Source organism: Micromonospora craterilacus (genome assembly GCF_003236315.1).
Taxonomy (GTDB): Bacteria; Actinomycetota; Actinomycetes; order Mycobacteriales; family Micromonosporaceae; genus Micromonospora; species Micromonospora craterilacus.
On record NZ_POTY01000608.1, the window covers coordinates 1 to 379 of the forward strand.

Annotated in this window: 1 protein-coding gene; it reads left to right on the forward strand. The window is 66.2% G+C overall.

Annotation, left to right across the window (positions count from 1 at the left end):
• Positions 1–379, forward strand: a 379-nt coding sequence (locus C1I95_RS34690; protein WP_146605977.1) for an ABC transporter permease subunit, incomplete at both ends; no start/stop codon positions are given.

The window sequence follows — 379 nt, forward strand, 5'->3', positions numbered from 1 at the left end:
CTCCTGGCCGTCGCCACCGTCGCGGTGACGATGCCGCAGGCGTACCGGAGCGTGTCCTCGTCGATGCTGCAACTGGATCCCGACCTCGAGAACAGTGCCGTCCTCCTGGGCGCCCGCCGGTTCCGGGCCATCCGGAACGTCACCGTGCCGCTGATGCGCACCGGCATCGTGTCGACGCTTCTGCTCCTGCTCATGCTCGGCATGCGGGAGATGAGCGCCGTGCTGTTCCTCTACACCTCCGACACGCGGGTGCTGTCGATCCTTGTCTTCCAAAGTTTCGAGAACGGCAGCCTCAGCTTCTCGGCGGCGATCAGTCTCGTCTTCGTCGTCGTCATCGCCGTGATCGCCGTCTCCGCACAGCTGGCCGCGGCCAGAGAGC